Below are 24,948 nucleotides of genomic sequence, written 5' to 3'. Positions count from 1 at the left end.
ATTGCTGCGCCCTATGGCGCAGCTGTTTTACTATTTTTTGTTGCTTTCGTTTTTTTCCCTCTTTTATCTTTAACCGGCAGTGGTGGTAAATCACGAAAAGCTGTTAAATTACGGTTCTGTTTAGCCTGCCAAATTAATTGCTGCAATGTCTCTTCAAGCGGCCCCATGAAATCTTGATAGCGGAACTGTTTTTCGCTGATTTGTGTTAACCGGGATTCCCAATGGGCGGTCATATCCGGTAAAGCAGCCATATCAGGCAATACATGAATCAACGCCCTACCCGCAGGTGTAGCATGAATATGGCGCCCTTGCTTATAAAGAAACTCCCGTTTAAACAGCAGTTCGATAATGCCAGCCCGGGTTGCTTCCGTCCCCAGTCCATCTGTTGCACGAAGAACTTTTTTCAGTTCCTTATCCTGTACAAAACGGGCAATTCCCGTCATAGCAGAAAGGATAGTTGCATCAGTAAATGGTTTCGGTGGTTGGGTTTGGCGCTCTACCACCTCTCCTCTTTCACACAATAATTCATCACCTTTAGCAACAACGGGTAATGGCGTTCCGTCATTCTCTTCATCACGCTCTTTATTACCAAGCAACGTTCTCCAACCTGCCTCAGCAAGAAAACGAGCTTTAGCAATAAATTTTCCACCGGCAATTTCTAATTCAATAACACATTTACGGAATATGGCATCCGGGAAAAATTGCATCAAATATTGCCTGGCAATCAAACCATAAACATTAGCCTCGTTATCTGTCAGATTTATATGACTACTTCGGGCTGTCGGGATAATTGCATGGTGAGCATCAACCTTTTTATCATCCCAACAACGATTCTTTCTATCTATTTCCAATAATTCTTGTGGCAACAGATTTGTTGCGTGAATAGATATCGCATTAAGCACTGCATGACGACCGGCAAAGTGTTCATCAGGCAAATAACGGCAATCAGAACGGGGATAAGTAATTAGCTTATGTGTTTCATACAATCGCTGACAAATATCCAACACTTGCTGCGCATTTAGGCCAAAACGCTTAGCAGCTTCAATCTGCAAAGAAGATAATGAAAATGGCAAAGGCGCGATTTCAGATTCCCGTTTATCCTGATAAGAGGTCACATAGGCTGGTTGACCGGTTATTCTGGCAACCACATGTTCAGCCAGAGGCCGGTGGATCAATCGTCCTTCTTCATCCAAAAAATCGATACAAGATTCACTCGGTTGCCAAATAGCGATAAAACGTTCATCTTTCGGCGTAACAATATGCGCTTTCACCTCAAAAAAATCTTTGGGTACGAAATGCTCAATCTCTTCATCTCGGCGGACCACTAACCCCAAAACCGGGGTCTGAACACGCCCGACAGATAATACCCCTTGATACCCTGCATTACGGCCAAGCAAGGTATAGGCGCGGGTCATATTAATGCCATACAACCAGTCAGCTCTGGCTCTGGCGAGAGCCGAAACACATAGCGGAATAAAATCCCGGTTATCTCTCAACCGCTCAACCGCTCTGGTCACCGCCTGCGGATTTAGATCGCTTATCAAGCAACGACGAACATTTTTACGCCTGACATCATCCAGCTTCAAAAAATCCAGAACCTCATCCACCAACAGTTGCCCTTCCCGATCCGGGTCACCGGCATGCACTATTTCATCGGCTTTTTCCAACAACGTCTGGATGATGTTGAGCTGTTTCTCAACAGAAGGTCGCGGTTTTAACTGCCATCTTTCAGGTATAATTGGAAGATCAACTAATGACCAACGGGCAAAACGACCGTCGTAGGCATCAGGTTCCGCTTGTTCCAGCAAGTGACCGATACACCAGGTAACAAACTGGTTATCGCCACAAGCAATAAAGCCATCACCACGGCGATGCGGTTTGGGTAAAATATCGGCAATCGCCCTGGCCAGGCTAGGTTTTTCTGCAATAAAAAGCCGCATGGATATTATTCATTAACCTCAATGAGTACTCTGCCTGACTGCTGCTCAGACAATTCACCAATCGCGGTCAGTTCGATGCCATGACATCGTGCAATCGCTTTCACTTCGTCCATAGCTTCTGGTAGAACAGCCAACAGCAGGCCACCGGATGTTTGTGGATCACATAACAGTTTGCGTTGAAGTTCTGTCATTTCACCAACAAGATGACCGTAACTATCAAAGTTACGCCCGGTTCCCCCCGGAACACAACCCTTTTCAATATAGGATTCCACTTCCGGCAATTTAGGCACTTTTGCAAAATGGAGAGTGGCCTGAACCCCCGATCCTTCACAAATTTCACTCAAATGCCCTAACAGACCAAACCCGGTTACATCAGTCATTGCGGTAACACCCGCCACCTCGGCCAAATCCATCCCCAACTTATTTAAGCGGCACATGGTTTCTATCGCGACGCCCTGATGTTCAGGCAACAACAAGCCTTTTTTCTCCGCCGTGGTTAATACACCGATGCCAAGCGGCTTGGTCAGCAATAGCTGGCTGCCCGCTTTCGCCGCGCTGTTCTGCTTCACTCGGTCAATATTAACGATACCGGTTACAGCCAGACCAAAAATAGGTTCAGGCGCATCAATAGAGTGCCCTCCCGCCAGCGTAATCCCAGCCCCTTTACACGCAGCCCGGCCGCCTTCAATCACCTTACGGGCAATTTCTGGCGCCAATTTATCGATAGGCCATCCTAAAATAGCTATCGCCATGATGGGCTTACCGCCCATCGCATAAATATCACTGATAGCATTTGTGGCGGCAATGCGCCCAAAATCAAATGGATCATCTACAATCGGCATGAAGAAATCTGTCGTACTGACAATACAGGTACCATTACCAATATCATAAACCGCAGCATCATCACGGGTTTCATTACCAACCAGTAAATGAGGGTCAAGAAATTTTTCCTGCTCACTATGCAGAATGGTTTCCAAAACTTTTGGCGAAATTTTACAACCGCATCCAGCGCCGTGGCTGTATTGGGTAAGACGAACTTCTGTTGACATAACAGACCCCGGTTACAAGTAGCTGACAAAATTGGTCATATCCGGCGGAGTAACCTTATTGGGCGCTCTTAACACAGGCGTTCCAAGGTAGAGAAAACCCACTATTTTGTCATGTTCATCACACCCCAAACCGGCACGCACGGTATTATCATCAATCCACGGACCGGTACGCCAGATACCGCCAAACCCTTGAGCCACCGCCGCCATTTGCATCGCATGTACCGCACAACCCGCGGAAACCACCTGTTCCCATTCCGGTATTTTGGAATTCTCAGCCACTTTTGCAATGACAGCGATGATTAATGGCGCGCGATAAGGCGCGCTTTTCGCTTTTTCTTCCGCATCAGCGCCAAGCTGACTATCAATGGCTGCTTGATGGAGTAATCGACTGAACCGTTCAATACCTTCATCCTGCATGACAATAAAGCGCCACGGACGCAGTGCGCCATGATCAGGCGCTCTCATTCCCGCAGCCAGAATATGCTGTAATGCTTCATCTTGAGGCGCCGGGGTTGTTAAACGTGATACTGAACGTCTGTTCAACAAAAGTTCTAATGCATCCATCTTTTCTCTCCTAGATAATGTATTTTGTTATAAGCTAACATTTTCTGTTTATTTGTTAACAAATAAAAGTCCCAAAAGCTGTCTTTTCAGACAATATGCCACTATTTGAAGCTGACATTTACATGTCTGATCATTAGGATAGCTTTACTTGATCCTATTTTTGGAGATGATATGCGTATTTTATGGAAGTTGATCGCAAGATTATTTAAATGGAGTTGGCGACTATTAAATTTTATTCGGGAAGTCATTTCAAACCTGATTTTTATCATGCTGGTTCTGGTTGTAGTTGGCGGTTTTCTGCTTTATCAACAGCCAAACAAAACGGCGGATAGTTATCGGGGAGCATTATATGTCAATCTCACCGGTGTTATTGTGGATCAGGTCTCCAGCCGTACTCCATTGACTCAATTGAGCCGTGAACTGTTTGGCGCATCCGGCAATAAATTTCAGGAAAACTCCCTGTTTGATATTGTTGATAGCATTCGCCAGGCAAAAACCGATACCAAAATCACGGGTCTGGTGCTGAAACTTGATGATTTCATCAGCGCCGACCAGCCATCCATGCAGTATATCGGTAAGGCAATTAATGAGTTTAAAACTTCCGGTAAACCCGTTTATGCTATCAGTGATAGTTATAATCAGTCACAGTACTATCTGTCTACCTTTGCCGATAAAATCTATCTATCGCCACAAGGAACAGTTGGTCTTTATGGCTATTCAACCAATAACCTGTATTACAAATCCTTGCTGGACTCACTGAAAGTCACCGCGCATATTTTCCGCGTCGGCACGTATAAATCAGCCGTTGAGCCGGTTATGCGTGATGATATGTCCCCCGATGCCCGCGAAGCTGATAGCCGTTGGGTCAACGGTCTGTGGCACAACTATCTCAATACTGTCGCTACCAACCGCAAACTCACTGTTGATCAGGTATTTCCAGGCGCTGATGAGATGATTGCCGGCTTACGTGCTGTTGGCGGAGACAATGCGCAATATGCGCTTAAACACAAGCTGGTCGATTATGTTGCGCCACGCAATGTCATTGAAAGCGACATGACAAAAGCCTTTGGTTGGGACGAAAAAAACCGCCACTTCAATGCTATCAGCATTTACGATTATGCACCGCAATTGGTGGAAGGCAGATCATCATCTAAAGGCAATATAGCCGTTATTGTCGCACAAGGCGCAATCGTCGATGGGCAGCAGACGCCAGGTATGGTTGGCGGTGACACAACCGCCGCTCAGATTCGTCAAGCCCGTCTGGATGATAATATCAAAGCTGTTATTCTGCGAGTAAACAGCCCTGGCGGCAGTGTGAGCGCTTCTGATGTTATTCGCACCGAACTGGCCGCGCTACGCGCAGCAAATAAACCTGTGGTGGTTTCTATGGGAGGAATGGCGGCATCCGGTGGTTACTGGATCTCTACTCCATCTAATTACATCATCGCAAACCAAAGTACGTTGACGGGTTCTATCGGTATCTTCGGTGTCATCACCACTTATGAAAACAGTCTGGAACATATTGGTATCCACACTGATGGCGTTTCCACGACGCCACTCGCGGGTATTTCTGTTACCAAAGGACTCAGCAAACAGTTCTCAGAGCTGATGCAGCTTAATATCGAAAATGGCTATAACAACTTTATCGGCCTTGTTGCTAATTCACGCCATAAAACACGTGAAGAAGTCGATAAAATTGCTCAGGGGCATGTGTGGATTGGTCATGATGCTAAAACCAATGGATTGGTCGACCAATTAGGAGATTTCGATGATGCGGTCACTAAAGCGGCTGAATTGGCAAAATTGGATAACCCAGAACTTGACTGGATGCAGCCTGAAATGTCATTCAGTGAGTTGCTGATGAGTCAGTTGACAACAACCGCGCAAGTTATCGTACCGGAAGCTGTTCAAGCCTGGCTCCCCGCTCCATTGGCGCAGGTGGCTCAGGAAGTGAAACAACAAAGTGAGTTCTATCGCCATCTGAATGATCCACAAAATCGTTATGCATTCTGTTTAAATTGCGGAGATATTCGCTAAACAGCCGATAATAATGTCTGATTCCAGGTAATAACTCGATTAATTTAGCCTGACAAATCCCTGTCAGGCTTTTTTTCTTCTGTAATACTCCTATAATCCAGCTGATCTTTTTATGAGGTACAGTCATGCAGAAGAAGTCTATTTATGTCGTCTATACTGGCGGAACTATTGGGATGCAACACTCATCTCAGGGATACATTCCCGTTTCCGGGCACTTACAGCGTCAATTAACAAAGATGCCCGAATTCCATCGACCGGAAATGCCGACATTCACCATCCGTGAACATCAACCACTGATCGATTCTTCTGACATGACCCCAGAAGACTGGCAGTTTATCGCTGATGATATCCGAGAAAACTACCATGATTATGATGGGTTCGTGATCCTGCATGGTACGGATACAATGGCATTTACGGCATCGGCCCTCTCCTTTATGTTTGAGAATCTGGGTAAGCCAGTCATTGTCACAGGGTCGCAAATCCCACTGGAAGCGCTGCGCTCTGATGGGCAGACAAACTTATTGAACGCGCTTTACCTTGCCGCTAATTACCCGGTTAACGAGGTCAGCCTGTTTTTCAATAATAAACTGTTTCGTGGGAATCGGACCGTCAAAGCACATGCCGACGGTTTCGATGCTTTTGCCTCACCAAACTGTTCTCCATTAATGGAAGCCGGTATTAACATCAAAACTTTCAATGCTTGTTCTGCCCCTGCCAGTCATGGTGAGTTTATTACTCATCGGATTACTCCTCAGCCAATTGGCGTAATCACCATTTACCCTGGCCTTTCCAGTCAGGTTGTGAATAATATTTTAATGCAGCCGGTTAAGGCTCTCATCCTGCGCTCGTATGGCGTCGGAAACGCACCTCAGCACCCTGAACTGCTGAAAGAGCTAAAACAGGCAACAGAGAGAGGGATCGTGGTTGTTAATTTGACTCAATGCATTTCTGGCCGAGTAAATATGGAAGGTTATGCAACGGGCCATGCTCTGGCGGAAGCAGGGGTAATCAGCGGCTACGATATGACTTTTGAAGCAACTTTAACCAAGTTGCACTATTTACTCAGTCAACCCTATAGCAATGAAAAAATTCGTTATTTAATGCAACAAAATTTACGTGGTGAATTAAGTTATCCTGATAAATAATCAAGGAAAAAGATGAAAACAGCCCTATTACTTATTGATCTACAGAACGACTTCTGTACCGGCGGCGCTTTAGCCGTAGAAGAGAGTGAACAAGTCATTGTTGCGGCAAATCAGGCAATTGATATTTGTCTGAAACACAATATCAGCATTATTGCCACTCAAGACTGGCATCCCGCTGAACATATGAGCTTCGCAGTAAATTCCGGGCAACAGATCGGTGATATCGGTATATTAAACGGTATTCCACAAGTATGGTGGCCGGTACACTGTGTTCAGGGTCAGCCAGGCGCTGATTTCCATCCACAGCTAAACAAGCAAGCCATTCTCGAAATTTTCCATAAAGGTGAAAATCCGCAGATCGATAGCTACAGTGCTTTCTTTGACAACGGCCATCTGAGTAAAACCCGGCTTGATGACTGGTTGCAAGCACAGCAAATTGAACGCCTGTTTATTATCGGTATCGCGACTGATTATTGCGTGAAGTTTACTGTGCTGGATGCGCTGGCATTAGGTTATGAAACTTGGGTCATTACTGATGGTTGCCGGGGGGTTAACCTCAGCCCAAATGATAGCCAATCAGCATTCAACGAGATAAAAGAGAAAGGCGCTATATTGATAGAACTTGATCAACTAGAAAACGCTCTCCTCTGATATCAATCCAAGGTCAGGCTGAGTTTACACACTCAGCCTTTTCAACTCGCCAAAGATTATGGCTTGAATGTTGCCACCATTTCAGACTGAAAGGTCGCTTTCAGTTCTTGTTTACTCTTCATCACCAACTGACCGTCAGTACCAATCGTCATATGTTGCGGATCATGGTTATGCCTTGATTGCCATAGCATAATCATTTGCAAACTATGCTCTTTCTGCTCTACCGTTAGAGGCACGCCATCCTGCCATTTACCTAGTTCTACCGCCTGAACCAAGCGTTGATATATTTCTGGTGTCATTACAGATAACAGATCATCCAGTTCCATTGATATTTCCTCATTATTTTCCAGAATTAGCTGAAACGATTTTTTGCGTAAATTAAGATTATGTCCGCAATCATAAAAACGATTAACCTACTGTTTTTTCGCCTGTATTTTCATCAATAAAGCTTAATGCAGCCGAGTTGATGCAAAAACGTTCTCCTGTCGGTTGCGGGCCATCAGGGAACACATGCCCCAAATGAGCGTTGCAATGACCGCAACGAACCTCAATACGATGCATATTGTGACTATTATCATCAAGATACTTCACCGCATCATGAGTAACAGACTGGTAAAAACTCGGCCAGCCACAACCAGAATCAAATTTAGTATCGGACATAAATAACGGCTGCTCGCAGCACAAACAATGGTACACGCCACTTTTCTTATTATGCAGCAATTTCCCTGAAAATGGCGGCTCTGTCCCGGCATTCTGGGTTACATGACGCTGAATATCAGTAAGTTCTTTACAAAGGGAAACATCAGGATTCTTAGCCATAACGACCACCTTAATAATAAGACTCATGTTCTCAATAAAATTGATTAATAATAACAAAAAATTAACATCACATCAGTGGAATTTATTTTAAGTGGTTAACAGAATCTGTCTATACCCTATGGATTTCAAGATGCATCGCGACGGCAAGGGAGCGAATCCCCGGGAGCATAGAGAACTATGTGACCGGGGTGAGTGAGTGCAGCCAACAAAGAGGCAACTTGAAAGATAACGGGTATATCCTACTATTTGTGATGTGACTCGCATATCTAACCAATTAACTTTCAATATCTGTCTGTGCCTTGATAATGATGGCGGCTCGATTGCCGGTACCCTATGGCAAGCGTCTAAATGGTGAACTCAAAGCTAATGTTTTTCAGCTATTGACACGATTCCGCTTGACGGCTGGCAAGGTTTTGGTAACTTTAGTAATAATTTTTAATTCACTAAAAAATAGCTGGTGGAACACTATGACTATCAAAGTAGGTATCAACGGTTTTGGTCGTATTGGCCGTATTGTTTTCCGTGCCGCACAAGAACGCTCAGACATCGAAATCGTTGCAATCAACGATTTGCTGGACGCCGAATACATGGCTTACATGCTGAAATACGATTCAACCCACGGTCGCTTCAACGGCACTGTTGAAGTAAAAGACGGCCACCTGATTGTTAACGGCAAAACTATCCGCGTTACAGCAGAAAGAGATCCAGCTAACCTGAAATGGAATGAAGTGGGTGTTGATGTTGTTGCAGAAGCAACAGGTATCTTCCTGACTGACGAAACCGCACGTAAGCACATTGCCGCTGGTGCGAAAAAAGTTGTTCTGACCGGCCCGTCCAAAGATGACACGCCTATGTTTGTTATGGGTGTTAACCACAAAACTTATGCAGGCCAGGACATCGTTTCTAATGCTTCCTGTACCACTAACTGTCTGGCCCCGCTGGCTAAAGTTATCAATGATAAATTCGGCATTGTTGAAGGTCTGATGACCACTGTTCACGCAACAACGGCAACTCAGAAAACCGTTGACGGTCCTTCTGCGAAAGATTGGCGTGGTGGTCGTGGCGCCGCTCAAAATATCATTCCATCATCTACCGGTGCGGCTAAAGCTGTTGGTAAAGTTATCCCTGAACTGAACGGTAAACTGACTGGCATGGCTTTCCGCGTGCCTACTCCTAACGTATCGGTTGTTGACCTGACTGTGCGTCTGGAAAAACCAGCCACTTATCAACAAATCTGTGATGCTATCAAAGATGCTGCGGAAGGTGAACTGAAAGGCGTTCTGGGTTACACCGAAGATGACGTCGTATCCAACGATTTCAATGGCGAAAAACTGACTTCTGTATTTGACGCCAAAGCAGGTATCGCTCTGAACGACAACTTTGTGAAATTGGTTTCCTGGTATGACAACGAAACCGGTTACTCTAACAAAGTTCTGGATCTGATTGCTCACATCGCCAAATAACTGAGTAACTTCCTTGCCTGAAAAGAGCTGCCCTTCCCCGGCAGCTCTTTTGTTTCAATCTGTATACAACATGCGTTATTCTTGGGCCATGCCATCGCCCAACTTTGATTCACAAGGTTATACGGATGAACGATAGAATCTTTTCATTACCGGTTGCAGAACAAATTTCTCCAGCGATTAGTCAACGAAATATAGATGGCTTCCCACTGATAGTCGTCGATCATCCTAAGGTTCGTGGCGCAATCAGTCTGCAAGGAGCACATCTCATCGCCTGGCAACCCAGTGGTGAGGAACCGGGGTTGTGGTTAAGCAGAAAAACCATATTTGCAGCAGGTACTGCTATCTGCGGCGGTATCCCTATTTGTTGGCCTTGGTTTGGTTCCTCAAGAGCGCCAAGTCACGGTTTTGCCAGAATTCTTCCCTGGGAATTTAGCGCACATAATGAACATGAAAATGGCGTCATACTCACTTTCACGCTGAGAGACAATGAATATACCCATAAATTGTGGCCTTATGATTTTACTTTGATTGCCCGATTCAAACTGTGTGAAACCTGTGAAATGGAATTGGAAACCTATGGTGATTATCAAGCAACCTGTGCCTTACATACTTATCTGAATATTGGCGATATTAATCAAATTTCAGTCAGTGGCTTAGGTAAGCATTTTATTGATACGATTGCTGACAAAGAGCAATACACAACAACAGAGGATCTTATTTTCAACGGTCATACTGATCATATTTATACCGAGCCAGAAGATTTTAATCTGATAAGGGATAAATCGCTGAAACGAACCATTGAAATTCACCATTATCATCACAGTGATGTTGTATGCTGGAATCCCGGCGCTCAATTATCGAATAGAATGAAAGATATGTGCAATGAAGGTTATAAAAACATGGTTTGTGTAGAAACAGCTCGTATCAATAAGCCATTAATCTCTCAAGATGATAGTCCAGCCCATATTTCGGTTCTAATCCGTTGCCGGAAAGATTACCAGTAAATATCTCACTCATTCACATTAAAAAGACTGAATACTATCCCATGAATTCAGTCTCTATCCGATATTATCGCAATGAGTAATTAAAAACTATATGTAACACCTGTCCAAACAATACTTGAATATGACTTATTAACCATCGGACTATCTTTAATTTCACTCGGTAAACGCTCAACACGTCCCATCATAAATGCAGACCATTCCTGGTTAAATTTATAATTGGCAGATAATTCCACATAGGGAGTCCAACTATCATCTGGCGTATATTTTTCTAGCCCGCTATGGCGCGATTCATTATCTTTGATACCATACTCATAACGATTTTGTTTTTTACTATTCCAAACCACGCCTAATCCCGGTTGTAATGACCAATCATCACTTTTAAATTCGTATAAATAAGCCAGGTCAATCCTTACACCTTTACTCTTACTCAATGTATCCGCAGCAAAAGAGCTACGCAACGTACCCCAATCTTCAATATGACGATAGCTAAAACCGCCCATCATAGTATCATCACGACGATCCAGCTTTTTCATTTGCTTATCTTCATTATCTTTTGGGCGGAAACTTTGAGGATAGTAATAGACATCTAAAGATAACTGATCTTTTGGTTGATTCCACAAATAGTACCCGGCGGCCAAAGTATGAAAATAGAAATTGTCACTTTCATAATTAACCATTGGAACAAACAACACTTTATCTTTATTCTTCACACCCTTATAAGGTGATGCCTCAGCCAAAACAGAAGCGCCAATTGACCACTGCCCTGCATAAGCTAAAGATGAAGACAGACAAAAAGTGACGACTGTGGCTAAAATTTTAGCTTTGTTGATCATGATTAACTATTTCCTTTAAAACAATTATGCGATTAGCTATATCAAGTGTAAGAGATCATTTCCCTCATTTTCAAGTAATAATGTCCTATTTTTCTTAAAGAGCACAATATGTTTACTGCCCATCCAATTTTTCTGGCGAGAATAGATAGATTGTACAAAACAAAAATATATTAATTTGACGAAAGCGGTAACTTATTTCCTGTAATAATACCCGTCGCTAACTACTATTTGACACACTGTCTGGTATTTAATGACATAGCATTTAATGACATAGCATTTAACGACATAGAGATACCGGGACCCGATTTGCCAATGCACACAATAATTCATAGCCAATCGTCCCGGAAATCTCGGCCACATCATCCACCGGCAAATTTTGCCCCCATAATTCAACAGGACTGCCAATTTGGGCCTGCGGACAAAGCGTTAAATCCACCGACAACATATCCATTGATACTGTACCTAATACTTTGGTCCTAACACCATCGACAATAATCGGCATCTCCGTCATTGCACGACGGGGATAACCATCAGCATAGCCACAGGCAACTGTACCAACTCGCATAGGACCCGGTGCTGTATATTCACTACCATAACCAATTTTGTCTCCTGCTTTGAGATTCTGAATGGCAATAATTTCACTTTGCAGGCTCATCACTGCTTTCAATCCAATATCGGCAATATCTTTCCACTTTCCACTCGGTGAGGCGCCATACAACACAATACCGGGACGTACCCAATCTCGATGAGTTTGTGGATACCACAAAGAAGCGGCTGAATTAGCCAGGCATTGAGAAATATCCAATCCATGACTAACCGAATTAATAACATTAAGTTGTTCAGCAACGCTAATCTCCTTATTATCCTTATCCGCATTCGCAAAATGTGACATTAATGTTATTTGCCCAATTTGCCGGATACGCTTTGCCGATAACAAAACCGCTCTATATTGATCCGCAGGAAACCCCAATCGATTCATACCGCTATTGAGTTTGAGATAAATATCGATTGGTTTACTTAAATTGGCCATCTCTATTGCTTTCAGTTGCCAATGACTATGCACTACTGTTATTAGCCGATATTCATCAATTATCGACAAATCTTCAGGTTTAAAAAATCCTTCCAATAGCAAGATTGGCCCCTGCCACCCCCGCTCCCGTAATAAAATCGCCTCATTAAAATCAAGTAAAGCAAATCCATCAGCCTGATCGAGATACTGCCATATGCAATTCAAACCATGCCCATAAGCATTTGCTTTAACGACAGCCCAGATTTTACTATTACCGACCTTATTACGAATAATCGCCAGATTATTTCCCAATGCATCAAGATGAATCGTTGCCGAAATCGGACGTGGCATATTCTATTAGCCTCTTAGTTCAGTGTGTAATTGGTGGCTAAATGGTGCCAATTTTGTATTAAAACCATTAACATAACGAAATACTGATAAATCATCAGATGCAATGGCGGGCTTTTTACCCGAGATAATATCAGCCAGTAATTGACTGGAACCACATGCCATAGTCCATCCCAATGTACCATGCCCTGTATTTAGGTAGAGATTGTGATATTCAGTGGGGCCAACAATTGGGGTACCATCTGGCGTCATTGGGCGCAATCCCGTCCAAAAACGGGTCTGAGTAATATCGCCCCCGCCTGGATAAAGGTCTTGCACCACCATTTTCAGTGTTTCATAGCGTGCTTTAAGTAGATCCAGATTGAAGCCTACAACTTCTGCCATTCCGCCCACACGAATACGGTTATCAAACCGGGTAATCGCAATTTTGTATGTTTCATCCAATGCAGTAGATACCGGAGCCCGTTCTGCATCGACAATAGGCATCGTTAATGAATAACCTTTCAGTGGATATACGGGAATTTTGACAAAATCTTTTAACAATTCAGTGGAATAAGCACCCATCGCAACAACATAGCTGTCTGCTGTCATAACGTCATCTTCGCATTGGACGCCGGTAATCCGCTGCCCTTCCACCAATAACTGTTTGACCTGTTTATTAAACAGAAACGTTACCCCTGCCGCTTCTGCCATTTTTGCCAACTCTTTGGTAAAAAGCTGACAATCCCCCGTTTCGTCGTTCGGTAATTGCAAACCCCCCGCCAACTTGTGAGCGACATGCGCTAACGCTGGCTCTACTGTCGCCAGTTTATCCGCCGTTAATAAATTGTAAGGAACGCCTTCCTGTTCAAGAACGGCTATGTCATTCACGGCATTATCAAACTGCTTATTCGTACGGAATAACTGAAGCGTGCCCTTCTGACGCCCTTCATATTGAATACCGGTATCTGCCCTCAACTGTTTGATACAATCGCGGCTGTACTCTGCCAGTCGCACCATTCGGCTCTTATTTATCGCATAGTGACCGGCATCGCAATTACGCAACATCTGCCACATCCAGCGTAACTGAAACAGCGATCCATCAGGACGAATAGCCAATGGAGCATGACGTTGAAACATCCATTTAATGGCTTTCAATGGAATACCCGGCGCTCCCCACGGGGTCGCGTATCCCGGCGAGATCTGCCCGGCATTAGCCGCGCTGGTTTCCTCAGCAGCACTTCCCTGGCGATCAATGACAGTGACTTCATGACCTTGCTGTACCAAATACCAGGCACTGGTTACACCAATAACACCACTACCTAAAACAAGGATTTTCATCATAGCCCTCGGACGATTTAAAATTTTAGGCAAGCATAATATGCTGTTTATAAAAAACCAATATAGAACAATCATCGGTCACGTCAATAATCTACATTTATGATTTAGGTCACAATTAGATTACATTTATGCAACAGTCTTATTTGTGATTTATACATAACCAAATTATAAAAATTAATATTAAAATCATAAAATTAAGATAATAATTACCATATGAATCGCATGCTAATTATTTCATATCAAGTCATTATTCTGAGTTTTTCGGCGAAAAAAACGAATCAATTAAACAACCACAAGATACCAATAACCATCAATTAATCGAAATAAAAATTCAAATAAAAACCGAATATTTAGAATAATACTCTAAAATAAAGACATTAACGATTGGCTTGAAATTGAGTGAGAAAAAAACAAAACTCCCGGTACAGAGCATGCTGCACCGGGCCAACTCAAAATAATTTTGATTTGAAACTAATAGATTGGATAAAGCCTGAGATTAAGTAAAAATACTAACGGGATATCAGCGACAATTCAGATAAATCACTTGGCATTGTACTTTGCATACTATGCCAAATGACACCACTCTCTTTACCATAGTTACGAACACATTCCATGACTTTATCGTAGGATTTATCGCGGCATAATATCACCAGTTGCTGATAAAAATTCAGCGCCAATTTACGCGCCTCAGGATTAGAGAAGTAATAACGCCCTACACGGGTATACAGCCCTTTCAAACCGTTGATAATCAGGCCATAAATTGGATTACCGGAAGCAAAAGCCAAACCACGGAAAATATCATAATCCAGCGAGCTAAATGACTCTGAATTATCTTCCACGTTCTCTTTTTCTGCCAATACTTCCAATGACTTACCAGGATTATGCCTAAAAGCCGTGCGAATAAATATCGCTGCAATATTCGTTCTCACCGCCAGTAGGTTATCAATCAACTCAGGAACACGATCGTGATCAAGACGGGCCAGAGTCTCTAAAATATTAAGACCCGATGTTTCCCAAAAGTTATTCACTTTTGTTGGTTTGCCATGCTGAATAGTTAACCAACCATCGCGTGCCAAACGCTGCAATACTTCACGCAGGGTAGTCCTTGTCACACCAATTAACTCAGATAATTCACGTTCTGCTGGAAGAATAGAGCCAGGAGGAAAACGGCCGTTCCATATACTCTCAATAATATACTCTTCCGCAAAACCTGCGGGACTTTGAGCCTTAATGACCATATTTTTGTTATTCCAACGTGATTTTTTCAACTAATAATAGATGAAATTATATCAGAATACGCAACTTCAATATAGCTATGTAGTCTAGAAAGCGTAAAGGCGGTCATAAAAACAAGCGTACTCATGCTTAACTATGACTCATTTCCCTTAAAATATTCTGTATTAAAGCGTACTATTGTTTAAAGAACACGATCTTACGAATTTAGAGGAACTTTAATTGCAATGGAAACCAGTATCCTAAAAACGGCGGTAAAAAACTTTCTCGGCAACTCGCCAGATTGGTATAAGCTAGCTATCATCACTTTTCTCATCACCAACCCATTGATATTCTTCTTTATTAACCCATTCGTCGCTGGCTGGCTGCTTGTTGTCGAATTTATCTTTACGTTAGCAATGGCACTTAAATGTTACCCGTTACAACCGGGTGGCTTATTGGCAATTGAAGCGGTTATCATCGGCATGACCTCGCCTCAACAAGTGGGTCATGAAATTGCTAATAATTTGGAAGTTGTACTGTTGCTGATATTTATGGTGGCAGGAATTTACTTTATGAAGCAATTACTATTATTCGCTTTCACTAAACTCCTGCTCTCCATAAAATCCAAGCGCATGCTTGCTTTAGCATTCTGTCTGGCTAGTGCATTTCTGTCAGCATTTCTTGACGCGCTGACAGTTATTGCCGTGGTTATTAGTGTCTCCCTTGGCTTCTATTCCATCTACAACAACTTTATTACCGATCAACATGATGTCATTAATTCTAAACATGACGATCACATTGACACAGCAAAAAAGAAACAAACGCTTGAACAATTTCGTGCTTTTTTGCGCAGTCTGATGATGCATGCCGGTTTAGGTACTGCCCTCGGCGGTGTGATGACGATGGTAGGAGAACCGCAAAATCTGATTATCGCCAAAAACGTTAATTGGGATTTTGTCACCTTCTTTATTCGCATGGCTCCGGTTACCTTGCCTGTCTTTATTGGCGGGCTGTTAGTCTGCTTTCTGGTCGAACACTTTAAGCTGTTCGGTTATGGCGCAGAATTGCCAGAACGCGTCCGACAAGTATTGGAAGATTACGATAAAAAAACCAACGCAAAACGAACACGTAAAGAAAAAGCACAGCTTATTGCTCAAGCGCTGATAGGCATATGGCTCATTGTTGCGCTGGCATTTCATCTGGCAGAAGTTGGTCTGATCGGCCTTTCGGTCATTATTCTAACTACGTCGTTCTGTGGTATTACCGAAGAACATGCCCTGGGTAAAGCATTTGAAGAAGCACTACCATTCACGGCATTACTGACTGTATTCTTTTCTATCGTTGCAGTCATCGTTGACCAGCAACTGTTTACGCCATTTATTCAGTTCGTCTTACAGGTTTCTGAAACTTCTCAACTTTCCCTGTTCTATCTGTTTAACGGCCTGCTTTCATCAGTATCAGATAACGTGTTTGTCGGTACGGTTTATATCAATGAAGCGAGAGCAGCGCTGCAAGAGGGACTCATTTCACATAAACAATTTGAATATCTGGCTGTTGCGATTAATACCGGCACTAACCTGCCTTCCGTTGCCACACCGAACGGGCAAGCGGCATTTCTGTTCCTGTTGACTTCGGCATTATCGCCGTTAATTCGTTTATCTTACGGTCGCATGGTGATAATGGCATTACCCTATACTATCGTGATGACTTTGGTCGGTTTGCTGTGCGTAGAATTTCTATTAATTCCGGTCACTGACATGATGGTTCAATGGGGCTTAATTGCTTTGCCATAACCGGCAATAATTCACTTTATAGCCTTAACCAACCAATACCGTATTGAGCCATAATCACGCTCAATACGGTATTATTTTTCCCTGAAAAAGCCAGATTTACCTTAATTGACTTTTTTTGTCACCTGTAAGTCGGCAAAATAGGCGCTCAATTGTTTATCTTAATCTGCATGGAAAAACGGAAATGATGCGATTTTTAAACCACTGTTCTCAAGGACGAAGCGCATGGCTGTTAATGACCTTGACTGCCTTGATACTGGAAAGCTCGGCATTATACTTTCAACATGTGATGAAATTGCAACCCTGCGTGATGTGTATTTATGAGCGGGTTGCGCTGTTTGGTGTGTTAGGCGCCGGGGTATTGGGTATGATCGCACCAAAAACGCCGTTACGCTGGCTGGCTATTGTTTTGTGGATCTACAGTGCCTGGAGCGGCCTGCGACTCGCATGGGAACATACTATGATGCTGTTGCACCCTTCGCCATTTAATACCTGTGATTTCTTCGTCAACTTCCCTTCATGGCTGGCGTTAAATCAATGGCTGCCTTCTGTATTCGAAGCTACAGGTGATTGTTCAGTAAGACAGTGGCAATTCCTGACATTAGAGATGCCACAATGGCTGGTCGGTATTTTTGCGGCTTATTTGGTTGCTGCTGTATTAGTATTAATCAGCCAATTTTTTGGCCGTAAATAATTTCCAACTTAGATAGTTGAAAATGATTGTCTGATGAATCAAATATACTCACAGAATCATGCCCAAGGCAGCCTATAATCGGATATTCCAACGGCATGTTTCTGCTCATATTAGTTGCTTGATTTCTACCTCAACTTTCAACTTGACACACAAGAACCTTGCAATAACGCCCTTTCATCACAACGCTTACCATTTGCCAACTGGCAAACAGGTATTTGCGCACCATTTAATTGTATTGCTAACGCCGGTATACCCCCCGCATAAGAACAGATTGCTCTGGCATTATCTCTAAGAGCAACTTCCGATTGAGAATTTCCCGGTTGAGAGTATTGTATCCTCTGATATTGGATAGATGTTTTCCCTGCCTGGCTACTACAACCAGCTAATACAGCAATACTAAAGAGTACTCCTAATAAGACTGTCTGGCATCTTTTCTTATTACTGACGTTTAACATATCTCTTCTCCAGAAAAGAATTCAGGGAAAACAGAAGCACCGTTAATTGTTAATTAATGCGCACTGGTGTTAGAAAGCAGGTTTATTACCATGACACCGGCGACAATAAGAGACATACCTAAAATAGCCGCCCAATCCAGCTTCTGCTGATATAAGAATATCGCCGCAACAGAAACCAGCACAATACCCAAGCCCGACCATATGGCGTAAGCAATTCCTAATGGCACCACTTTAACCACCTGAGATAGCCCCCAGAAAGCGATGCCGTATCCAACAATGACCAGTATAGAGGGGAATAATTTACTAAACCCATCAGAGGCTTTTAATGAAGCCGTTGCGATAACCTCAGCAACAATTGCCATTGCTAAATATGCAAATCCATTCATATCATTACTCTCTATAGTAGAAACAACAAATCGACCAATACTAATAGACAAAAACGGATTGAATTTATCACAAACGCTTTAAGGTGTAACGTAACAAAATTGATATATTTCGTTCCTTAAATCCAATTCAAGCCTTATTTATCCCCGCTTAAGAGGTACCGCTCAGGCAGGAAAATCGTTGGAGAGATTTTACAGAGAATATGAAAAAGTGCTAACGATAGGTTCCAGCTTTGAGATTTAGATCAGAATCATTCGCACGACACCCTTTAGGATTTCTGAGAAAACATAGCGCGGTAGAATTAAAAACGTGTACATTTATAAGCTAAAAATAATCTTATCATTTGATTAAGCAATGATGGCGACGAAACGATAAGGAAGTTATGCTGCCTAACGTCGAGTCAACATATGTTACTCTTGGAGCGGCAACTGAAAGATTAGCTGCTGGAATTTACATGGCGGGTGATTATAGTACTTACTTTTAAAAACACGCTTAGCTATTAAATGAAAACTAAGCGTATAAATTGTATTTATCAATAAACCATCTCATCCCAAATGCAATATCCTGATGTTCCCGCCATATGATGCCGACAAGTAATATTAACATATTGAACTGAAATAACTTCTTCCGGCTGGCCGTTATTATCATTAATAACATGCGGACAATTAACATTTAAATCACAAATCTTTGCCCCGGTGAGCAATATGGAATAAAAAAGTTCCTGTGAACCTATTTGAGAAGTCCGATAAATATCAAATGTCAACTCCAGTCTTTCATGATTAGCTGCCGCTATCATTAACAATGGGGAAGATTTATCTAATAGTTTAATGAAGTTTACTGGCTGATAATTAACATTCTGAGCAACTGTCAAACCATGATTGAATTGCAACACCATAATTTGATTTTCATGTCCATGCTGATACCGATTACCAATAGAATCTAAAGTAGAACATCCTTGAGAAATAAGCCCCTGAGATTCACCTTTTATCGTCACATAAATCATATTTGCCATAGCTACACCTACTTAGTTTACCTTATGTTCGAATTCGCATTCTGAATTATTTTCCTTTGATTTCAATAGAATAATTGTAATTTTCATAAGAAAATTGTAACAAATTGTTAATTACCTTATATAAATGTAAATATTGAAGACTCGTAGTCAGACCAAATATATAAACAAATTACGTTCACTATTGCTATCCTTTAGCAAAGAAAAAACCGCAAATTAATCAATATCAACCGACAAAATCAGATTCAATTTACACATCATCTACTCCCTATAAATTCTCACTCTGTAGAGATTAAAAACCCATTTATTATATGTTGAAAATAATCCGATTATCTGATTAAGTTATGCCCATGAAGCTATCAAAAAGTTATGTTGCCTAACGTTGGGCCAGCATGTTAGCAGCTACTACGGGAACAAATAGAGTATTTATGAAAAGAAACATTCAACCCGGTTTCTGTGTCGTACAGCAACCCGGAGGATTGAGCTTTCAAGCCAGTCTGTTATTCAGCCATTCAAATAGCGAAGCGGCCCGCTACTTTATGGAGTTAAATTCAAATTACCGATTCCTGAAACCGGGGCAAATTCTGCTGGTAGCAGATCCAGATTCCTATAATCCGCCCCACATAATACAGCTATTAAAACAATCTCAGTATGAAGTCAACCAATCTGTTTCAACTCTGCCTGGTGAATCCGCAGCATTTTTGCATCGTCATTTTGGCCTATTTCACTATGTACTGGATCAGGGAGGAACCTTAGTTGGCACCGCATCATCAATGGGTGACACTTATTTCTCCCAAATCAAAAAAAATCTGTCAAAGTTACAGAAGCTTTATCAAAAAGAATATCGGTTAAATGGGCTAAACCGAAAATTTATCAGTACCGAGTTTTATGTAGAAAGACAACTGATTATGGGTAACTTAAAGGGATTATTAAATAAAGTTGGCCGACTCTCTTTGAAAATCGACCAACATCCTAATTTAAAACATGCGCTAAAATTATCCACCAAAGCTATTGCTCACCAATGGGATAAAGCAGGGATTGGCGCAATAAAGGGATATAATCATATAATCACCCGCAGTGCTGAAATGGTTAAATGGATGAAATATGGTGGCCGGGTTGCCATTGGCCTGGATTTTGTTGATACCACCGGGCAGGTTATTGATGCCTGTAATTACGGGCAAGCAGGAAAATGTGAAAAAGTAGCAATAAAGGAATATAGTAAATTTGCTGGCAGGACAGGAATAGGAGCAGGTCTTGCATATATTGGTGGAATTACCGCAGATGCAGCATGTGTTGCTCTTGGTGCTACAACTGGGGGACTAGTTGCTGGAATTTGCATGGCGGGTGGCGGCCTTGCCGGTGGTTATATTGGCAGCAAAGGAGGAGAATTGCTCCTCGAATTTATTGTTGAATCTTCAATGGGACTTTAATATGAATATAATCACTTTTATCATCTTGATTATTTCTTTTATCTCCTTCAATCTTTTTCTCGTTATATCTATAGCTATTTATAAAATAAATCAAAAAAAGATGGATAAAATTATTGAATTATATATGGAAAAAGGCTTTTGCTTATCAGCAGCAGCATACATTGGTCATTCTATGGGTATTCGTGGTCAAATTCATCCTGCCGTATTTTTCTATAAGTTATTGACAGGAAAAAGGATAAGAATAAATGAGCCTGGTAGTAAATATATGCCCCAAGAATCTTATGATTTCATTCAAAATTTACCCTCCAATTTAACCCACTGGATAAAAATATATTTCATCACTATCAATATAAGCCTTGTATCCTTATCTATATCAATGGCAATATACCTATTTGAAAAATACGCTTAATCATACTGAAAACTCAATGGGACTTTAATATGAACATAATCACCTTTATCATTTTAGTGATTTCTTTTATCTCCTCCATTATTTTTCTCATTATATCAATAGCCATTTATAAAATAAACCAAAGAAAGATGGACAAGATCATTGAATTATATATGGAAAAAGGGTTTTGTTTGTCAACAGGAGCATACATGGGTCATTTAATGGGTATTCATGGTCAATTTTATGCTGCCGTATTTTTTTATAGGTTATTAACGGGAAAAAGAATAAGGATAAATAGACCTGATAGCAAATATATGCCCCAAGAGCCTTATGATTTCATTCAAAACTTACCCCCCCATTTAACTCACTGGATAAAAATATATTTCATTATCGCTAATATAGGCGGGGCATTTTTCTTTATAACAATGGCAATATACGTATTTCAAAAATACGCTTAATCATACTGAAAACTCAATGGGACTTTAATATGAACATAATCACCTTTATTATTTTGATTATACTTTACACCTCTTCAACACTTATTCTTTTTATATCAATAGCCATTTACAAAATAAATCAGAAAAAGATGGATAAAATTATTGAATTATATATAGAAGAAAGACTTTATTTACCAACAGGCATAATGATACAACGCTTCGGAAGAATGCGTGATCAGATTCACGTCGTTATGTTCTTCTACAGGCTGTTAACTGGAAAAAAAATGAAGATAAATCAGCCTGATAGTAAATATATGCACCAAGAATCTTATGACTTTATTCAAAATCTACCCTCCAGTTTAACGCATTGGATGAAAACATGTATCATTACCACTTATATAGGTGGAGCATTATTTTTTACAGCAACAATAATAATCTTAATTCAAAAAAATTATTAATCGTGCTAAATGGATATGCGTAGCTGTCGGTAGTGTAGTAGGTGGAGCTGCCGGAAGCACAGAAGAAAATTTTTTAATCGATAAAATAGCAAGTGAATAATATGAATATCTTAATTAATACAGTTAACTTTATCATGCTTTCTTTATTTTTAGTTAGTATGTTTTTGTTACTATCTTTATTCGTTCTTTATGGAATAAATAAAAAATCCTTCACAGAGATCAGAGATGAATATATACAAAATGGTTTTTTCATACCACAAATTATATATGTAATATCGTTTTCTGGCTTTTATGGCAGTTATTATCTATCATGTTTCTTCTACCAGACAATAACTAGAAAAAAGACTATAATATCTCGTGCTCTTATAGGTAACTCCATACCGCAAGAAGCATATGAATTCGCAAAGAGTATACCTAAAAAACTTGCCTCAATAATGATTATCTATTATTATTTATTTTCTACTGCTATATTCTCATTCATCTTAAGTAGTATACTTATCTTGTTATATAAGTGTTTAACGAATACATAAAGGCAATAGGAAATTAACATGAACAGATCAATTATTGTCATCATGCTTATTTTTTATATTTTATTTATTATTCTCTTAGTTGTATCAATAGCTATTTATAAAATAAACCAAAAAAAGATGGATGAAATTATTGAATTATATATAGGAAAAGGACTTTGTTTATCAACAGGCGTAAATATTGGTCGTTTCCTAGGTGTTTATGGTCAGTTTCAGGTTGCTACGTTTTTCTACATGTTGTTAACTGGAAAAAGAATGAGGATAAATAGACCTGATAGTAAATATATGCCCCAAGAATCTTATGATTTCATTCAAAACTTACCCTCCAATTTGACCCACTGGATAAAAATATATTTCATTACCATCAATATAGGTGGAATATTCCTCTTTATATCAATGGCAATGTTCTTATTTGAAAAATACGCTTAACTATACTAAATACTCAATGGAATTTTAATATGAACAGAGTCATTTTTATCATCTTGGTTATTTCTTGTGCTTCTTTTATTGGTTTTTTCATTATATCAGCAGCTATTTACAAAATAAATCAAAAAAAGATGGATAAAATTATTGAATTATATATGGAAAAAGGTTTTTGTTTATCATCAGGAGCATACATTGGGCATTTTATGGGTATTCACGGTCAGTTTTATACTGCCGCATTTTTCTATAAGTTATTAACAGGAAAAAGAATAAGAATAAATGAGCCTAGTAGTAAATATATGCCACAAGAGTCTTACGATTTTATTCAAAATTTACCCCCAAATTTAACTCACTGGATAAAAATATGTTACATTACCATCAATATAAGTGTTGCATCCTTTATTATATCAATGGCAATATGCCTGTTTGAAAAATACGCTTAATTATACTGAATACTCAATGGACTTTTTATATGAACAGAGTCACTTTTATCATCTTGGTTATTTCTTGTATCTCTTTCAATATTTTTCTCATTATATCAATAGCCATTTACAAAATAAATCAAAAAAAGATGGATGAAATTATTGATTTATATATGGAAAAAGGTTTTTGCTTATCATCAGCAGCATACATTGGTCATTCTATAGGTATTCATGGTCAGATTCATCCTGCCGTATTTTTCTATAAGTTATTAACAGGGAAAAGAATAAGGATAAATAAGCCTGGTAGTAAATACATGCCCCAAGAATCTTATGATTTCATTCAAAACTTACCCTCCAATTTGACCCACTGGATAAAAATATATTTCATCACCATTAATATAAGTTTTATATCCTTCTTTATATCAACAGTAACGGCTTTATGTCATAAATACTCTTATATTTTTAACTGAATTCAACTCAAAATACGCACTAAAATTTGGAGACCATATTGGTAATAAAATTGCCAATTTTCACTCAAAATAATCGAATTTTCTGCTGCCATATAATCATCCTTAAAAAAAGCGGAAACTCTGCTCCGCTTTTCGCTTAACCGGTTCATTACCTGTATACTCGACTATTTTAATGGTTAAACCCATTCAAATTCATCACAAGTAAATCTTTTCATCATCTTCCCCTCTTTTATTTAGTAGATACCAGTAAAGGCTTACATTAAGTGACAATCCCATTTGTCATGGGTACGTGGCTCACCGGTTTTTTATCAATTTGATGTCACTTAACATGATATAAATTTATCTCACCTAACGTGATAATAATTCGATTGAACCCCTAGTTCAACAAATTTAACAACCAGAGTTGTGCTTTTTCTTCGATATATATCCCGGCAGAAATGATTGCCCTACCGATTTCGCATGTTCCGTACAGAACAAGAACGGAATTACATTGCGAAAATGTTGCTGATATAGGCATAGCATTATTTTTTACATCAACAATAATAACCTTAATTCAAAAACATTATTCATTGTACTAAACCTATACCCTATGGATTTCAAGATGCATCGCGGCGGCAAGGGAGCGAATCCCCGGGAGCATAGATAACTATGTGACCGGGGTGAG

General features: G+C 40.6%; 26 protein-coding genes. 14 read left to right on the top strand and 12 right to left on the bottom strand.

From position 1 onward, the window contains the following. Positions 1-11: 11 nt before the first annotated feature. From BA1DRAFT_RS15390 to BA1DRAFT_RS15380, 3 genes are read right to left on the bottom strand one after another with little or no spacing between them, the layout of a single operon-like run. Entirely contained in the window at positions 12-1,940 is a 1,929-nt protein-coding gene (locus BA1DRAFT_RS15390; RefSeq protein WP_036780803.1) for a DNA topoisomerase III, read from the bottom strand. 5 nt (positions 1,941-1,945) lie between these two features. Next, positions 1,946-2,989 carry a selenide, water dikinase SelD gene (selD, locus tag BA1DRAFT_RS15385; protein ID WP_036780802.1) on the bottom strand — a complete coding sequence of 348 codons (1,044 nt, stop codon included), beginning with the start codon at positions 2,987-2,989 and terminating at the stop codon, positions 1,946-1,948. A gap of 12 nt (positions 2,990-3,001) precedes the next feature. Further along, positions 3,002-3,553: an NAD(P)H nitroreductase gene (locus BA1DRAFT_RS15380; protein WP_036780801.1), complete on the bottom strand. Its 552-nt coding sequence runs from the start codon at positions 3,551-3,553 to the stop codon at positions 3,002-3,004. 171 nt (positions 3,554-3,724) lie between these two features. Here BA1DRAFT_RS15380 and sppA point away from each other — a divergent pair, with 171 nt between their 5' ends. The 3 genes from sppA to pncA all read left to right on the top strand — a co-directional run bounded on the left by sppA (position 3,725) and on the right by pncA (position 7,386). Continuing rightward, complete coding sequence (sppA, locus tag BA1DRAFT_RS15375) at positions 3,725-5,590, top strand: signal peptide peptidase SppA (protein WP_036780799.1); 1,866 nt, start codon at positions 3,725-3,727, stop codon at positions 5,588-5,590. A gap of 125 nt (positions 5,591-5,715) precedes the next feature. Further along, positions 5,716-6,735 (top strand): asparaginase, encoded by a 1,020-nt coding sequence (ansA, locus tag BA1DRAFT_RS15370; RefSeq protein ID WP_036780798.1) that lies wholly within the window; start codon positions 5,716-5,718, stop codon positions 6,733-6,735. Between the two features lie 12 nt (positions 6,736-6,747). Next, positions 6,748-7,386: a bifunctional nicotinamidase/pyrazinamidase gene (gene pncA / locus BA1DRAFT_RS15365; protein WP_036780797.1), complete on the top strand. Its 639-nt coding sequence runs from the start codon at positions 6,748-6,750 to the stop codon at positions 7,384-7,386. 56 nt (positions 7,387-7,442) lie between these two features. Here the strand turns inward: pncA and BA1DRAFT_RS15360 are convergent, their stop codons facing one another. Both BA1DRAFT_RS15360 and msrB read right to left on the bottom strand, forming a co-directional pair. After that, complete coding sequence (locus tag BA1DRAFT_RS15360) at positions 7,443-7,712, bottom strand: YeaC family protein (protein ID WP_036780796.1); 270 nt, start codon at positions 7,710-7,712, stop codon at positions 7,443-7,445. Positions 7,713-7,794: 82 nt separating this feature from the next. Continuing rightward, on the bottom strand, positions 7,795-8,205 hold the full coding sequence (msrB, locus tag BA1DRAFT_RS15355; RefSeq protein ID WP_036780795.1) for a peptide-methionine (R)-S-oxide reductase MsrB: 411 nt from the start codon (positions 8,203-8,205) through the stop codon (positions 7,795-7,797). A gap of 467 nt (positions 8,206-8,672) precedes the next feature. Here msrB and gapA point away from each other — a divergent pair, with 467 nt between their 5' ends. Next, positions 8,673-9,668 (top strand): glyceraldehyde-3-phosphate dehydrogenase, encoded by a 996-nt coding sequence (gene gapA / locus BA1DRAFT_RS15350; RefSeq protein ID WP_036780816.1) that lies wholly within the window; start codon positions 8,673-8,675, stop codon positions 9,666-9,668. Positions 9,669-9,793: 125 nt separating this feature from the next. Beyond that, positions 9,794-10,672 carry a D-hexose-6-phosphate mutarotase gene (locus BA1DRAFT_RS15345; RefSeq protein WP_036780794.1) on the top strand — a complete coding sequence of 293 codons (879 nt, stop codon included), beginning with the start codon at positions 9,794-9,796 and terminating at the stop codon, positions 10,670-10,672. Positions 10,673-10,752: 80 nt separating this feature from the next. Here BA1DRAFT_RS15345 and BA1DRAFT_RS15340 read toward each other — a convergent pair whose 3' ends face one another. From BA1DRAFT_RS15340 to fadR, 4 genes are all read right to left on the bottom strand, one after another. Then, a complete protein-coding gene (locus tag BA1DRAFT_RS15340; protein WP_036780793.1) occupies positions 10,753-11,505 on the bottom strand; it encodes a MipA/OmpV family protein in 753 nt (250 codons plus the stop codon). 277 nt (positions 11,506-11,782) lie between these two features. Beyond that, positions 11,783-12,865, bottom strand: coding sequence for an alanine racemase (alr, locus tag BA1DRAFT_RS15335; RefSeq protein ID WP_036780792.1), 1,083 nt, complete (start codon positions 12,863-12,865; stop codon positions 11,783-11,785). A gap of 6 nt (positions 12,866-12,871) precedes the next feature. Next, on the bottom strand, positions 12,872-14,182 hold the full coding sequence (locus tag BA1DRAFT_RS15330; protein WP_036780791.1) for a D-amino acid dehydrogenase: 1,311 nt from the start codon (positions 14,180-14,182) through the stop codon (positions 12,872-12,874). A gap of 509 nt (positions 14,183-14,691) precedes the next feature. After that, positions 14,692-15,420 carry a fatty acid metabolism transcriptional regulator FadR gene (gene fadR / locus BA1DRAFT_RS15325; RefSeq protein WP_036780790.1) on the bottom strand — a complete coding sequence of 243 codons (729 nt, stop codon included), beginning with the start codon at positions 15,418-15,420 and terminating at the stop codon, positions 14,692-14,694. 222 nt (positions 15,421-15,642) lie between these two features. On the opposite strand from fadR, the gene nhaB reads away from it, so the two are divergent. Together nhaB and dsbB are read left to right on the top strand one after the other, a co-directional pair. Then, the gene (nhaB, locus tag BA1DRAFT_RS15320) at positions 15,643-17,190 is read left to right on the top strand and encodes a sodium/proton antiporter NhaB (RefSeq protein WP_036780788.1); all 1,548 of its coding nucleotides are present in this window, start codon (positions 15,643-15,645) and stop codon (positions 17,188-17,190) included. Between the two features lie 181 nt (positions 17,191-17,371). Continuing rightward, the gene (gene dsbB / locus BA1DRAFT_RS15315; RefSeq protein WP_036780786.1) at positions 17,372-17,881 is read left to right on the top strand and encodes a disulfide bond formation protein DsbB; all 510 of its coding nucleotides are present in this window, start codon (positions 17,372-17,374) and stop codon (positions 17,879-17,881) included. A 137-nt stretch (positions 17,882-18,018) separates the two neighbouring features. Here dsbB and BA1DRAFT_RS15310 read toward each other — a convergent pair whose 3' ends face one another. The 3 genes from BA1DRAFT_RS15310 to BA1DRAFT_RS15300 all read right to left on the bottom strand — a co-directional run bounded on the left by BA1DRAFT_RS15310 (position 18,019) and on the right by BA1DRAFT_RS15300 (position 19,732). Further along, entirely contained in the window at positions 18,019-18,336 is a 318-nt protein-coding gene (locus BA1DRAFT_RS15310; RefSeq protein WP_036780784.1) for a putative hemolysin, read from the bottom strand. A 53-nt stretch (positions 18,337-18,389) separates the two neighbouring features. Beyond that, positions 18,390-18,722: a DMT family transporter gene (locus BA1DRAFT_RS15305; protein WP_036780782.1), complete on the bottom strand. Its 333-nt coding sequence runs from the start codon at positions 18,720-18,722 to the stop codon at positions 18,390-18,392. Positions 18,723-19,252: 530 nt separating this feature from the next. Further along, positions 19,253-19,732: an Hcp family type VI secretion system effector gene (locus BA1DRAFT_RS15300; protein ID WP_011146791.1), complete on the bottom strand. Its 480-nt coding sequence runs from the start codon at positions 19,730-19,732 to the stop codon at positions 19,253-19,255. A gap of 425 nt (positions 19,733-20,157) precedes the next feature. Between BA1DRAFT_RS15300 and BA1DRAFT_RS15295 the strand changes: the two genes are divergently transcribed. The 7 genes from BA1DRAFT_RS15295 (at position 20,158) to BA1DRAFT_RS15260 (ending at position 24,284) form a co-directional block, all read left to right on the top strand. Next, the gene (locus BA1DRAFT_RS15295; protein WP_036780780.1) at positions 20,158-21,159 is read left to right on the top strand and encodes a hypothetical protein; all 1,002 of its coding nucleotides are present in this window, start codon (positions 20,158-20,160) and stop codon (positions 21,157-21,159) included. A gap of 1 nt (position 21,160) precedes the next feature. Beyond that, positions 21,161-21,568: a hypothetical protein gene (locus BA1DRAFT_RS15290; RefSeq protein WP_036780778.1), complete on the top strand. Its 408-nt coding sequence runs from the start codon at positions 21,161-21,163 to the stop codon at positions 21,566-21,568. A gap of 29 nt (positions 21,569-21,597) precedes the next feature. Next, positions 21,598-22,005, top strand: a complete 408-nt coding sequence (locus BA1DRAFT_RS15285) for a hypothetical protein (protein ID WP_036780775.1) — start codon at positions 21,598-21,600, stop codon at positions 22,003-22,005. A 29-nt stretch (positions 22,006-22,034) separates the two neighbouring features. Further along, on the top strand, positions 22,035-22,442 hold the full coding sequence (locus tag BA1DRAFT_RS15280; protein ID WP_036780774.1) for a hypothetical protein: 408 nt from the start codon (positions 22,035-22,037) through the stop codon (positions 22,440-22,442). A gap of 548 nt (positions 22,443-22,990) precedes the next feature. Beyond that, positions 22,991-23,398: a hypothetical protein gene (locus tag BA1DRAFT_RS15270; RefSeq protein WP_036780772.1), complete on the top strand. Its 408-nt coding sequence runs from the start codon at positions 22,991-22,993 to the stop codon at positions 23,396-23,398. Positions 23,399-23,427: 29 nt separating this feature from the next. Next, positions 23,428-23,835, top strand: a complete 408-nt coding sequence (locus BA1DRAFT_RS15265) for a hypothetical protein (RefSeq protein WP_036780770.1) — start codon at positions 23,428-23,430, stop codon at positions 23,833-23,835. 29 nt (positions 23,836-23,864) lie between these two features. Continuing rightward, the gene (locus BA1DRAFT_RS15260; protein WP_036780768.1) at positions 23,865-24,284 is read left to right on the top strand and encodes a hypothetical protein; all 420 of its coding nucleotides are present in this window, start codon (positions 23,865-23,867) and stop codon (positions 24,282-24,284) included. Positions 24,285-24,948: the final 664 nt, after the last annotated feature.

The sequence above is a fragment of the Photorhabdus aegyptia genome, assembly GCF_000612035.1.
In the GTDB taxonomy this organism is placed as follows: domain Bacteria; phylum Pseudomonadota; class Gammaproteobacteria; order Enterobacterales; family Enterobacteriaceae; genus Photorhabdus; species Photorhabdus akhurstii.
The sequence above is the reverse complement of the archived record's forward strand: the minus strand, read 5'-3'. Positions and strand labels throughout refer to the sequence as shown.

What these genes read in the sequence shown, in the direction of transcription:
- BA1DRAFT_RS15390 (WP_036780803.1), bottom strand. Translation starts at nt 1,940, where the DNA reads ATGCGGCTTTTTATTGCAGAAAAACCTAGCCTGGCCAGGGCGATTGCC.
- selD (WP_036780802.1), bottom strand. Translation starts at nt 2,989, where the DNA reads ATGTCAACAGAAGTTCGTCTTACCCAATACAGCCACGGCGCTGGATGC.
- BA1DRAFT_RS15380 (WP_036780801.1), bottom strand. Translation starts at nt 3,553, where the DNA reads ATGGATGCATTAGAACTTTTGTTGAACAGACGTTCAGTATCACGTTTA.
- sppA (WP_036780799.1), top strand. Translation starts at nt 3,725, where the DNA reads ATGCGTATTTTATGGAAGTTGATCGCAAGATTATTTAAATGGAGTTGG.
- ansA (WP_036780798.1), top strand. Translation starts at nt 5,716, where the DNA reads ATGCAGAAGAAGTCTATTTATGTCGTCTATACTGGCGGAACTATTGGG.
- pncA (WP_036780797.1), top strand. Translation starts at nt 6,748, where the DNA reads ATGAAAACAGCCCTATTACTTATTGATCTACAGAACGACTTCTGTACC.
- BA1DRAFT_RS15360 (WP_036780796.1), bottom strand. Translation starts at nt 7,712, where the DNA reads ATGGAACTGGATGATCTGTTATCTGTAATGACACCAGAAATATATCAA.
- msrB (WP_036780795.1), bottom strand. Translation starts at nt 8,205, where the DNA reads ATGGCTAAGAATCCTGATGTTTCCCTTTGTAAAGAACTTACTGATATT.
- gapA (WP_036780816.1), top strand. Translation starts at nt 8,673, where the DNA reads ATGACTATCAAAGTAGGTATCAACGGTTTTGGTCGTATTGGCCGTATT.
- BA1DRAFT_RS15345 (WP_036780794.1), top strand. Translation starts at nt 9,794, where the DNA reads ATGAACGATAGAATCTTTTCATTACCGGTTGCAGAACAAATTTCTCCA.
- BA1DRAFT_RS15340 (WP_036780793.1), bottom strand. Translation starts at nt 11,505, where the DNA reads ATGATCAACAAAGCTAAAATTTTAGCCACAGTCGTCACTTTTTGTCTG.
- alr (WP_036780792.1), bottom strand. Translation starts at nt 12,865, where the DNA reads ATGCCACGTCCGATTTCGGCAACGATTCATCTTGATGCATTGGGAAAT.
- BA1DRAFT_RS15330 (WP_036780791.1), bottom strand. Translation starts at nt 14,182, where the DNA reads ATGAAAATCCTTGTTTTAGGTAGTGGTGTTATTGGTGTAACCAGTGCC.
- fadR (WP_036780790.1), bottom strand. Translation starts at nt 15,420, where the DNA reads ATGGTCATTAAGGCTCAAAGTCCCGCAGGTTTTGCGGAAGAGTATATT.
- nhaB (WP_036780788.1), top strand. Translation starts at nt 15,643, where the DNA reads ATGGAAACCAGTATCCTAAAAACGGCGGTAAAAAACTTTCTCGGCAAC.
- dsbB (WP_036780786.1), top strand. Translation starts at nt 17,372, where the DNA reads ATGATGCGATTTTTAAACCACTGTTCTCAAGGACGAAGCGCATGGCTG.
- BA1DRAFT_RS15310 (WP_036780784.1), bottom strand. Translation starts at nt 18,336, where the DNA reads ATGTTAAACGTCAGTAATAAGAAAAGATGCCAGACAGTCTTATTAGGA.
- BA1DRAFT_RS15305 (WP_036780782.1), bottom strand. Translation starts at nt 18,722, where the DNA reads ATGAATGGATTTGCATATTTAGCAATGGCAATTGTTGCTGAGGTTATC.
- BA1DRAFT_RS15300 (WP_011146791.1), bottom strand. Translation starts at nt 19,732, where the DNA reads ATGGCAAATATGATTTATGTGACGATAAAAGGTGAATCTCAGGGGCTT.
- BA1DRAFT_RS15295 (WP_036780780.1), top strand. Translation starts at nt 20,158, where the DNA reads ATGAAAAGAAACATTCAACCCGGTTTCTGTGTCGTACAGCAACCCGGA.
- BA1DRAFT_RS15290 (WP_036780778.1), top strand. Translation starts at nt 21,161, where the DNA reads ATGAATATAATCACTTTTATCATCTTGATTATTTCTTTTATCTCCTTC.
- BA1DRAFT_RS15285 (WP_036780775.1), top strand. Translation starts at nt 21,598, where the DNA reads ATGAACATAATCACCTTTATCATTTTAGTGATTTCTTTTATCTCCTCC.
- BA1DRAFT_RS15280 (WP_036780774.1), top strand. Translation starts at nt 22,035, where the DNA reads ATGAACATAATCACCTTTATTATTTTGATTATACTTTACACCTCTTCA.
- BA1DRAFT_RS15270 (WP_036780772.1), top strand. Translation starts at nt 22,991, where the DNA reads ATGAACAGATCAATTATTGTCATCATGCTTATTTTTTATATTTTATTT.
- BA1DRAFT_RS15265 (WP_036780770.1), top strand. Translation starts at nt 23,428, where the DNA reads ATGAACAGAGTCATTTTTATCATCTTGGTTATTTCTTGTGCTTCTTTT.
- BA1DRAFT_RS15260 (WP_036780768.1), top strand. Translation starts at nt 23,865, where the DNA reads ATGAACAGAGTCACTTTTATCATCTTGGTTATTTCTTGTATCTCTTTC.